General features: G+C 42.4%; 9 protein-coding genes and 1 pseudogene. 7 read left to right on the forward strand and 3 right to left on the reverse strand.

The features are described 5' to 3' along the window. Positions 1-41: 41 nt before the first annotated feature. The 4 genes and pseudogenes from KFE26_RS16920 to KFE26_RS16935 all read left to right on the forward strand — a co-directional run bounded on the left by KFE26_RS16920 (position 42) and on the right by KFE26_RS16935 (position 4679). A pseudogene (locus KFE26_RS16920) lies at positions 42-1446 on the forward strand (ABC transporter substrate-binding protein). Then, positions 1433-3172 (forward strand): GGDEF domain-containing protein, encoded by a 1740-nt coding sequence (locus KFE26_RS16925; RefSeq protein ID WP_212601121.1) that lies wholly within the window; start codon positions 1433-1435, stop codon positions 3170-3172. Before KFE26_RS16920 ends, KFE26_RS16925 begins: the two are co-directional and overlap by 14 nt. Positions 3173-3281: 109 nt before the next feature. Then, positions 3282-4106, forward strand: coding sequence for a zinc-dependent peptidase (locus KFE26_RS16930; RefSeq protein WP_028761268.1), 825 nt, complete (start codon positions 3282-3284; stop codon positions 4104-4106). A gap of 24 nt (positions 4107-4130) precedes the next feature. Beyond that, the gene (locus KFE26_RS16935) at positions 4131-4679 is read left to right on the forward strand and encodes a nuclear transport factor 2 family protein (RefSeq protein ID WP_212601116.1); all 549 of its coding nucleotides are present in this window, start codon (positions 4131-4133) and stop codon (positions 4677-4679) included. A gap of 97 nt (positions 4680-4776) precedes the next feature. Here KFE26_RS16935 and KFE26_RS16940 read toward each other — a convergent pair whose 3' ends face one another. Together KFE26_RS16940 and ltaE are read right to left on the reverse strand one after the other, a co-directional pair. Continuing rightward, positions 4777-6252, reverse strand: coding sequence for an HDOD domain-containing protein (locus tag KFE26_RS16940; protein ID WP_212601117.1), 1476 nt, complete (start codon positions 6250-6252; stop codon positions 4777-4779). Positions 6253-6446: 194 nt separating this feature from the next. Continuing rightward, positions 6447-7460, reverse strand: a complete 1014-nt coding sequence (ltaE, locus tag KFE26_RS16945; protein WP_212601118.1) for a low-specificity L-threonine aldolase — start codon at positions 7458-7460, stop codon at positions 6447-6449. 343 nt (positions 7461-7803) lie between these two features. On the opposite strand from ltaE, the gene KFE26_RS16950 reads away from it, so the two are divergent. The 3 genes from KFE26_RS16950 to tpx all read left to right on the forward strand — a co-directional run bounded on the left by KFE26_RS16950 (position 7804) and on the right by tpx (position 9971). Further along, positions 7804-8394 carry an OmpA family protein gene (locus KFE26_RS16950; protein ID WP_212601119.1) on the forward strand — a complete coding sequence of 197 codons (591 nt, stop codon included), beginning with the start codon at positions 7804-7806 and terminating at the stop codon, positions 8392-8394. A 32-nt stretch (positions 8395-8426) separates the two neighbouring features. After that, the gene (locus tag KFE26_RS16955; RefSeq protein WP_028761273.1) at positions 8427-9254 is read left to right on the forward strand and encodes a mechanosensitive ion channel family protein; all 828 of its coding nucleotides are present in this window, start codon (positions 8427-8429) and stop codon (positions 9252-9254) included. Between the two features lie 123 nt (positions 9255-9377). Continuing rightward, a complete protein-coding gene (gene tpx / locus KFE26_RS16960) occupies positions 9378-9971 on the forward strand; it encodes a thiol peroxidase (protein WP_105251878.1) in 594 nt (197 codons plus the stop codon). A 75-nt stretch (positions 9972-10046) separates the two neighbouring features. Here the strand turns inward: tpx and KFE26_RS16965 are convergent, their stop codons facing one another. Further along, positions 10047-10688, reverse strand: a complete 642-nt coding sequence (locus KFE26_RS16965; protein WP_028761275.1) for a trimeric intracellular cation channel family protein — start codon at positions 10686-10688, stop codon at positions 10047-10049. Between the last annotated feature and the right edge of the window lie 159 nt (positions 10689-10847).

The following is a 10847-nucleotide window of genomic DNA, read 5'->3' on the forward strand; positions in this document are numbered from 1 at the left end:
AGATCAGATTTATTTTTCTTTGTTTAACCGCAGCGATAATGATGCCCTGTTACGCAGAATTTTCATTGGCACAAATCCCGCCGCTAACAAACAAAACCCCCATTACTTTGGTCGCTGAAAAAGGATTTTGGACCGACTATTTAACCCAAGAAATGTTACCTAAATTCACCGCTAAAACCGGCGTAAAAGTGCAGGTGGTCAGTACTGAATTAGAGGATATGTTTAACTTACAGACCCAGAATTTACTTCAAGGTTCAGGCAAATACGATTTACTCACAATGGAAGCGGGCTGGGCTAAAGAATGGGCTGCCAATGGTTATACAGTGCCCTTAATTGAACTCGCTAAACTGTACGATCCCGATGGCGAAAAGGCCATGGAGAAATACCTAGAACCCTATTACCCATCGCTACTTAACATCTTGTCCTATCAAGGTGAAATCCATGCTATTCCCTATAACAATTATGTTATGGGGAATCATTATCGAGCAGATCTCTTTGATAATAAAACTGAAAAAGCTCAGTTTCTGCGTCAGTTTGGCTATCCACTCGCACCAGCAAAAACCTTAACAGAGTTACGAGATCAAGCTCAGTTCTTCACTCGTAAAGCAGGCACTATATTGGCGGATAAAATACTGACTCATAACTTTTACGGTCTAGCGCTAATGTCGGGTGATAAGCCCCATATTAACGATGAATTCTCTAGCATGATTTGGAGCTTAGGCGGCACTTGGATGCAGCCCGTCTATAACAGCCAGAAACAGATCTCCCATTTTGAAGTGCCCACCATCAACCATGAAGCCATTGAAGCGGCCAAGCAATATCGCGAATTAATGCCCTATGCCGTTCCCGCTAACGAGCAGTTTGCTTTCAATGAAGCAGCTAATGCTATTGCGACAGGTCAAGCGGCAATGTGGCCTTTTGCCTACAATAATCTGTGGTATAAATCCTTTAAAGTTGAACAGAACATTCTCGGCGCGCGTCTAGCCGTAAGCCAAGTGCCGGGCGGTTATCCCTACAATGGCGCTTATGCCTTTGCCGTTAGCTACGACAGCAAAAACCCTCAAGCAGCCTATTGGCTGCTCAAATATATGGGCACCTATGAGGCACAACATGCCTATGCTATGGGGGGGGGGTAATCCTTGTCGTATGGATGTAGTAACAGCCCCAGAATTTAAAGATGAATCTTTAAGAGGCATAGCAGGCGCATTTGAGGCAAGCCACATAGCCAATATGTTTTGGTCTACTAAGGTCTTATCCTTTGGGCATTTCACCAGTACTGCCATGGGACAAATTTACCCTGAACTCAGCCACGCCTGTTTTAGCGCAAGCCGCAGACCCGCTAACAGTGAAGATATTTTCATTAAATTAAGTGCAGAGATAAAACACCTCCAAAATACCTATGGAGAGGTACCTGCTATTGACAAAGAAAATAATGCCAAGCACTAAACCACTGAAAAGTTTGAAACAAAAAATAACCTCAGCCTTCTATATCATAGTGGGCATGGCGCTATTAAATGGTGTTGTCGCCATACTACTGTCACAGCAACTCAAATCAGAAATTGAGCACTTAGTCGGGGTAGATGTGGTAAAAGTCACCACTGCGCTGCAACTGGCAAAAAACAGTGAAAAACTACAAATCATTACTGCACGTTTGAATAATTATTATGATGAAAAACAAAGAACTAGCCTGTTAGGCGAACTTTCTGCACAATGGGAATTACTCATCAATGACTCACGACTACTGGCCTCAATAGAAACTTCTACTGTCAATAAGCAAGAATTAAATTACGCCTTAGATACTCAACTGTATTACTTACAACAACTGCCATTACTCAACACGTTAACCGATACTGCCTTACAAGCCAATTCACAGGCAGCCAATATTCAAGCCAACTTAACGTCAATGGCATCGGGATTTAGCGATGAAATGCAAACCCAATTTCAGCGTATCAATACGGACTCTGAACGCCAGCTTAAGCTGAAAAACGTTGACCAGATTACTTTAAATATCCATACCAATTATCAGCTATCTTTATTTAGTCATCTAGGAGAACACTTATTTACCCAGTTAACTCAAGTGAATATCATCGACAATCTGGTTGAACTAAACCAAACCCAAAGAGATGCTATGCGGCTGCTGTTAAGCATGGAGGCTATGCTTGATAGTATCGGTGGCGATAAAAACTTATATTTTAATTTGTTATCACAAATAAAACAGACCATGGTCGGTGAAGACAACCTCTTTGAACTTTCTCGCAAAGCGATTAGAAGCACTCATATCGCCAATGCACATTTAGAATACCAAGCAGATGCCGCACAAATCGTTGCGACCTATACGCAGGATCTCGTTAACCAAGTTGAAAATGAAATTCAGCAAACAGGCCGCGAACTTAAAAACGATAGCACCGCATTTATCGTATTGATTTTCTGCAGTGGCATCTTATATTGCTTCTTCATCTGGCTCACCAGTTGGCACTTTATCACTAAGGGAATCATCAAGCCGGTCATGGCGACTCGAGATGCAATGAATGCCATTGCCAATGAAAAACTCGACGCCAGAATGCCTGTCACTGATAACTTAGAGCTCCAGCAAATGGTCAGCTCCTTAGAGACATTAAAAAGCTATGCAGCTCAGGTTAAAGGCATGGCCGAAACCGACGGATTAACTGGCTGCTATAATCGCCGCTATTTAGATTTACAACTCCAAAAAGAATTAGAGTATGCAAGGGACCACAACATGCCCCTAGGTATAATTCTGTTTGATATTGATAATTTTAAACAATTTAACGATAGGTATGGTCATGTCGCAGGCGATCAATGTCTTAAGAAAATCGTTAATGCCACCAAATCGATCTTGAAACAACCCACTTACATGCTTGCCCGCTATGGCGGAGAGGAGTTCATGATAGTACTACCATCGAGCAATCTCGAGGAGGCATATCATTTTGCTGAAGTATTGCGCAATAAAATCATCAGTTTAAAAATACCACATGAAGACTCCCCCCATGACGGCATACTGACCATCAGCGCTGGTATTACTTGCTGGGAGCGATCACAACCTATGGATACGAATAGCTTAATTAATCAAGCTGATGAGGCTCTCTATCACGCCAAACTAACAGGTCGTAATCGTACAGAGACACGACTAAACCAACCAGTTCGCTATTCCTAACCATAAAATGCGGCGACTGTTCAGTTTCTTTTTTCACCAGAGGATTGAGTTACGCTGACTTCACCCCCATTAGCTAATACTAAGTTAATCAGGATAAAGTCAGGGAAGTATGCTCGCTATTGTTATCACGCTTATCCTAGGAATTGGCGCAATTACCTGGCTACTGTCGAGTCGTTGGCGCAAGACCTTACATCGTCGACGAGTCACGATGAAACCTTTTCCAAAAGAATGGCGCAGCATTCTCAAAAAAAGACTGCCTTACTTCCATGCTCTACCCGCAGATCTACAACTGCAACTCAAACGGCATATCCAAATTTTCATCGATGAAAAAGTCTTTATCGGCTGCGATAATTTTGAGATCACGGATGAAGTAAGAGTCACAATCGCGGCCCAAGCCTGTCTACTGCTACTCAATCGTAAAACCGACTTTTACCCCAAACTGAAACAGATTTTGGTCTATCCCGATGCCTTTATCGTCAATAATCAACATAAAGACACTAGCGGTATCGTGTGGGAACAACGCAATGTGCTGGCTGGGGAATCATGGGAATACGGTAAAGTTGTGCTCTCATGGAGAAATACTCTAGACGGCGCCGCCGATCCCCATGATGGTAATAATGTCGTAATCCATGAGTTTGCCCATCAGCTCGATCAAGAAGATGGCCAAGCCAATGGCGCACCCATTCTGCAGCATTTTGCCGACTACAGCACTTGGTCTGAAGTGCTAAGTAGGGAATTTACCCAATTACAACACAGTGCAAATTTTGGCACCCCCTCATTATTTAATTATTATGGTGCGACTAATCCCGCTGAGTTTTTTGCCGTCATCACCGAAGTCTTTTTTGAGAAACCAGAGGATTTTTACCAACAACACCCAGACTTGTATAGAGAACTGAGCCGCTTTTATCAACTCGATCCGATAAACTGGCATTAACCCATAAAAGTAGAGGCACGCAAAATGCTCAAAGACACTCATGCATTCTCAGTTAAAGGTTCCAATATTAATCGCGCTACCTTGGGGTTACTGCTCAGCGCGTTAATGCTTGGCGGCCTTAATATAAGCGTACAGGCACAGGACTCGCCAACACAAAGCACTCAAACGACTTCGAATCCTGATCAACAAGCGGTGGCTCACGTTTTAGATTTACTCAACCAATATTCAAGCGATGCCAATTGGGATAAATACTTTGCCCTGTACCGAAAAGACGGCATTTTTATTGGCACGGATGCGAGTGAGCGCTGGGGAATGGCGGAATTTGAACGTTACTCCCGCCCCACAAAAGGTTGGCGCTATGATTTAACTGAGCGTCATTTAATCCAACACGGTAATGTCATATTGTTTGACGAGTTATTAAATAGTCCAGCCTATGGTGTCAGTCGAGGAACTGGCACTTTAATCAAAACCAATGGCAACTGGGAAATAGCGCAATACCATTTAAGCTTCCCCATTCCTAATGAGGTAGCTAAGCAAATAACTGCCGATATTAAAGCCGCAAACAAACAATAGCGCAGCACTCCCCAAAATACGGTTTAAAAGAGTGCAATTTCGAAAGAATACAGCTTAAAATTAAATCACTTAAAAAACAATCACTTAAACCATATAACTATCTCAAGGACACAGTAAAACACACATTCGCCAATTGGGAGAAGTGGATGAAACTTTGAAAATCCACGTCTTCAAATGCCCTTTCCGAAGGGCCCCTATCCGCATAATAAAACCCGATCACTTTACTATCGACTAATAATGGCGCCAATAAAAAGCCTTGACGTGACACATGTCGCGCTTGTAATTCTTTACACTGCTCTTGCCATTTCTTAGAGCTAGGATCATCTACCCAAAGCGGTAACTTATGCTCCATCGCTTGATAAAATAATCCCCGCCTATCGCTCAAATCGATAATAAACTCTTGCTTAATGGCATCTGCATCACGACCTAATATCACTCTAGGTTGAAGTTGTTTACGGCTTGGCGACAATAACAACACGCCGCACCGGTCAACGCCAACGCCCTCAAGTATACCTTCGAGAACCGTTTGCATGATTTGGTTAAAATCGGCTTTATTAATGGCGAAGCCTGTTAATTCTCGTAGCTTAGCTAACTGAATATTCAAGTTAACTTGATAGACTGGCATATCTAACGGAATGGGAAGTGGAACAGGTTTAACTGTGACCATACGCTTGGGATCAGGTAGATAGTCTAGCAACACCTTAGCACCATATACTTCAGCTAACTTATGGGTCGCATTCGCGCAGCGTTGCATCCGCACCATAAACTCATTTTCTTCTAGTCCAGTAAAACTCGCCGCTTGCGTGATACGTTTCCCTAATTCCTGCTTATCAAGATTAGGTTGAGATAAAATATCGCAGAGCTTATCCGCAATAAAAATAGACCGAATTTCAGGTCTTTGGTCTTCAGGATTATTAACTGCATGGACCAACAGTTCTCCCAATCCCCAATTGCGGGCAATACTTTGAGTTAATAGTGAAAAAGAAGTGCCGAGGGCTTCGCGGGTTATACTTCGTTCCTCTGCTGGCGTTACACATTCACGCAGTTTTAGATCTAACTCTTCGGTGAACTCACCACCAATACTCCAAAAAGCACTCTCACCTATGTGATACAGTAAAGAGGCTATAAAAGCTTCCTCCTGCATTTCTTCGTCATAATGGCTCAACATCATCCGTGCAATCATGGCGGCTTGAAATGCTTTAGCCATCAACTTTATTAATCTTTGATATACGTTAGGTGCCAAATTTTTACTCTCTAACAAGCTTGAGAGTAACTTGGCTGTGATACAGATATTTCGCACCGCATCGAAACCAAGCACTATAGCCGCTCGGCTGACAGTAGAGATTTGGCTACTACCTTTATGGTAAATAGCGCTATTAGCAACTCGAAGAATACGAGAGGTTAAGGCGTTATCATGCATCACGCTACGCCCGAGTAATGCGAGAGAGGAAACGTCATCCTTGGCGAGCTTTTCTAGCGATTTAACAGTCGAACACAGTGCTGGCATTTCCAATTCACTGATCCGATTTGTCCAATAATCGACCCCTTTATTAGTATTGTTATTAGGCTTCAACCTAAAGTTACCTTAGCGATATAATCTTGTTGTTTTTAGTATAGATAAACGCAAACATTTCGCCTGTTGTCTAAAGCTTGTTTTAGCAAATCATTCATTAATTGCTTAATAATTCAACATTAAGCAATGCCTGCCTATAAAAATGCCCAAGACAAAGCTCGGGCATTTCAGTAAAACAGAAAATCAATCCACACTTAGGCTTTGAGGTACTGCTTAACAACACGCAACACTTTATCTATGTCCTGACGGCTGACATCTTTATGAGTCACAAGCCGAAGCGTACGCCCTGGGCTTATCAGGATGCCTTCCGCTCGACAGTGTTTAGCCAATAAGTTCGCATCAATATGGGATGCTAATGTAACAAATAACATATTAGTTTGTACTGCGGCTAAATTGACCTCGAACTCACTGAATTCTGCCAACTGCCGAGCTAAGTACGCTGCATTGTCATGATCTTCACTAAGCCGTTGTACTTGCTCAGTTAAAGCAAGCTTACCCGCAGCGGCAAGTATCCCAGCTTGACGCATGCCACCACCAAGCATTTTACGCCAACGAATGGCTTTCTTAATCAAGCGTTCATCACCTAAGAGTAATGAGCCGACTGGCGCACATAATCCTTTGGATAAACAAATCGACACTGAATCAAAGTGCGCCGTGATATCACTTATTGCAATATTCTGCGCCACCGCAGCATTGGCAACTCGCGCACCGTCTAAATGAATTTTTAATCCGCGATTAAAGGCTAATGCCTGCGCATCCGCCAAATAGCTTTGCGGGAGAACCTTACCGCCAATCGTATTCTCTAAACTAAGCAAACGAGTACGAGCAAAATGGATATCATCAGGCTTAATTGCGGCTTCAATGTCAGCTAATGCAATAGTGCCATCTAATTGATTCATTAAAGGTTGAGGTTGAATGCTGCCTAGGACAGCGGCGCCGCCGCCCTCGAACTTATAATTGTGAGCCTGCTGACCGCACAGGTACTCATCTCCACGATCACAATGGGCCATCAAAGCCAATAAATTTGCTTGAGTACCCGAACAGGTAAATAATGCACTTTCAAAGCCAAACATCTCCGCAGCCATATCCTGCAAACTATTTACCGTAGGGTCATCACCGTAAACATCATCACCCACTTCGGCTCTGGACATGGCTAACCGCATGGCTGCTGTTGGCTGGGTAACAGTATCACTGCGTAAATCTATCATCTTGTCCTCAACTTAAAGTTTGGTTGGCGCATAATGGGCTCAAGACTCTAGCGCTAAAGGCTTATTTTGTATAGTTTATCGTCATACTTGTCGACAAATTTACCGATGTAGAACCTCGCTCATGCTTGAAGCAAGTATTGACATACTGACATCTACTAATAAAAACATAAATATACTCAATATCTTGCCGATATCTATCTGTCGATGTATGGACGCTTGTACGCGTTTAGCTTGGCGAAAAGAGTCTTACTCGTTAGAATGCCACACTAAGATGGTCATGCTACAACAATGCGATCGCTTTAGTAATTTTGACTAATACTTATCGTTCAATAGGTGATTTGTAGTGAAAAACTCCCAATCTCGATGGATTCAGCTAGCGCTTTTGCTATTAAGTTTAAGCCTAACATCACAGGTATTTGCTTGGTCTGACACTGACCGAGATGGAGTGCCAGATATCAAAGATGCCTGTCCTAACACAGAGCCAAATACACCTGTTATGGCTAATGGTTGTGTGGAAGAAGCCGCTGTGGAAATGACTGCATCACCAGTTTGCGATATGAGTCATTCAAATGCTGAGTTAAACACAGATTGTCATAATATTTCTGCAGCTATGGTGTATTTTGAATTTACCATTGCCGAGGTTGACTTTTCTCAATGGAAAACTTTAGCCTTAGTAAAAGCATTCTTAGAAACAAATGATGCTGAATTAACCTTAGTAGGCCACACAGATATCGTTGGTACACCAGAGTTTAATTATCAACTATCACTTCAACGGGCTCAAAATGTAAAACGTATTTTGGTTGAAGATTATGGCTTTAATCCAAATCGCTTTACCGTAATGGGTAAAGGTATATCTGAACCTGTAGCGGACAACCGTTCTAGCGAAGGGCGCAGTTTAAATCGACGAGTAGAATTTATCGTCAATAATAAATAGTTTTTGTTAGCGCATATTTAGGGAGTTATTCAATGGAAAACCTCGAAGGTTTATTAAAGCAAGCACCAGATCTGATTGTGACTTATGGCTTAAAAACATTATTCGCCATTATCATCTTCTTTGTTGGTAAATACTTTGCGGGCGTAGCACAGAAGCTTGTTCGTAAATTACTTAACAGCCGTAAAGTTGATCCGACAGTCGTTTCATTTGTCGCGAACCTCGCTTGGGCAGTGGTATTTGTTTTCGCGGTTATTGCCACGTTAGGCCAAATTGGTGTACAAACCGCATCACTGGTAGCCGTTATCGGTGCTGCAGGTTTAGCAATAGGCTTAGCGCTACAAGGTTCTCTGTCTAATTTTGCATCGGGTGTGTTAATGGTGTTATTCCGCCCTTGCCGCGTAGGTGACTATATTGAAGCTGCAGGTATCGCCGGCACTGTTGATGAAATAACCATATTCTCAACCAAGCTTCGCACTCCTGATAATAAAGTTATCGTAGCGCCAAACTCATCTATCATGAATGGCACTATCACTAACTACTCAGCGATGGATAGTCGTCGTATCGATTTAGTGATTGGCGTATCTTATTCCGCCGATATCGCCCTCACTAAAAAAGTATTGACCGATATTTTAGATAACAACCAGTATGTGTTAAAAGATCCAGCATATACAGTTGGACTTTCTGAATTGGCTAGCTCTTCAATCAATTTCGTGGTTCGTCCTTGGGTAAAAACATCTGATTATTGGACTGCACGTTTCCAACTGCTTGAGCAAATAAAAAATGCATTAGACGCTGCAGATATCGGTATTCCATTTCCACAAATGGATATCCATGTCAAAGAATTACCGCTAAGCAAATAACAATTAGTGGATAAAAAAGGTCGGTAATTACCGACCTTTTTTTATGGTTCTACGCATCATTTTAGCGTACCTTAATGGACAGATATTAGCGAAGGCACAGATATTCATGTGTGAGGACATCCAATGCAAAAATATGTTTCATTTTTAGCCGCAAGCTGTATTTATAGCCTAGTTCTGATGAGCCCCAATACACTCGCCAGTGAGAAAACACAGGTTTTAATGGGTGAAAAAACAGTCACCTTAGAAGGAAAAAGACCAAAATTGTCGCAAATGGCGCCGGGGTTTAAAGTCGTTGATGAGCATTTCACGCCAGTGATGCTAAGTGATTTTAAGGGTAAAACTGTACTGATAAGTGCCGTGCCAAGCCTAGATACAGGTGTTTGCGCACTGCAGACGAAGCGCTTCAACAGCGAAGTTGGCCATTTTTCCGATGACGTCATCATGCTAACGATCAGTACCGATTTACCCTTCGCACAAAAGCGTTTCTGTAAAGTGGAAAACGTAGATAAAATCAAAGTGCTATCAGATAGCGTGTGGCGTGATTTTGGTGAAAAGTATGGTTTGTTAATTCAAGATTACGGCTTGCTGGCTAGAGCCATTTTCATCATAGATGCAGAAGGTAAGCTCCAATACCAAGAGTTAGTACCAAACATCACAGAGCATCCTAACTATGATGCAGCCCTTGAAGCCTTGAAAACCCTGCAAGCCCAGCAGTAATTCACAGCTAAAAACAGGGCAGCCTTAGCTGCCCTTTTGTTTAACGGTTCTATTTCTACGATTTGGTTTTACGATTTAATGTGTATGCTGATCGCCACTGGATTGGTAGTCAAAGGTTGGCATAGACCAATGATATCGCAGCGCCAACATCCGTAAGCTAAAACCAACGCTTAGACAAATAACCAGATTAATCCATTCCGTTAACTGATAGGCTTTTAAGACGATATACAAGCCTGCCGTCAGTAGTGAAATCACCGCATAGAGTTCTTTCTTAAAAATCAAAGGCACTTGGTTACACAGAATATCGCGGATAACGCCACCAAAGACACCTGTGACCAATCCCATGACTACGGCAATTGTTGGGCTAAATCCCAGCATTAACGTCTTTTGTGCGCCCACGATGGAGAATACGGCTAAGCCTAAGGCATCAATAGCCAAAAATAACTTAGACAGATAACGCATTACAGGGGCGATAGCGACAGTGAGCAAAGAAGCGAATGCAATCGCAATAAGGTAATGCACATGCTCAACCCAAATTAAGGGGTAATTTCCGAGCATCATATCCCTTAGTGTACCGCCACCAATTGCCGTTGCGCAGCCAATGATCACCACACCAAACAAATCCATCTGCTTGCGGCCAGCCGCCAGAGCGCCCGTCATCGCCTCGGCAATAATCCCAATCAGCCAAAGTAATCCAATAATCTGCGTCTCATGCATCTTTGCTACTACCAACAACTCAAAGAATTGATTCTGCCTGATAACCTCTCAGTTCTATAATGATTTTATTTTGAATTCATCATTAGAAAAATTAATTCATCATCTTATTAATAATCTGATGCAGATTCCTACAACCTTATTAAGTTATAGAATAAATAT

The organism is Shewanella sp. M16 (genome assembly GCF_018224605.1).
GTDB lineage: Bacteria > Pseudomonadota > Gammaproteobacteria > Enterobacterales > Shewanellaceae > Shewanella > Shewanella oncorhynchi.

Coding starts and splice junctions, on each gene's coding strand:
- tpx (WP_105251878.1), top strand. CDS start 9,378: ATGCAAAAATATGTTTCATTTTTAGCCGCAAGCTGTATTTATAGCCTA.
- KFE26_RS16965 (WP_028761275.1), bottom strand. CDS start 10,688: ATGCATGAGACGCAGATTATTGGATTACTTTGGCTGATTGGGATTATT.
- KFE26_RS16930 (WP_028761268.1), top strand. CDS start 3,282: ATGCTCGCTATTGTTATCACGCTTATCCTAGGAATTGGCGCAATTACC.
- KFE26_RS16925 (WP_212601121.1), top strand. CDS start 1,433: ATGCCAAGCACTAAACCACTGAAAAGTTTGAAACAAAAAATAACCTCA.
- KFE26_RS16935 (WP_212601116.1), top strand. CDS start 4,131: ATGCTCAAAGACACTCATGCATTCTCAGTTAAAGGTTCCAATATTAAT.
- ltaE (WP_212601118.1), bottom strand. CDS start 7,460: ATGATAGATTTACGCAGTGATACTGTTACCCAGCCAACAGCAGCCATG.
- KFE26_RS16955 (WP_028761273.1), top strand. CDS start 8,427: ATGGAAAACCTCGAAGGTTTATTAAAGCAAGCACCAGATCTGATTGTG.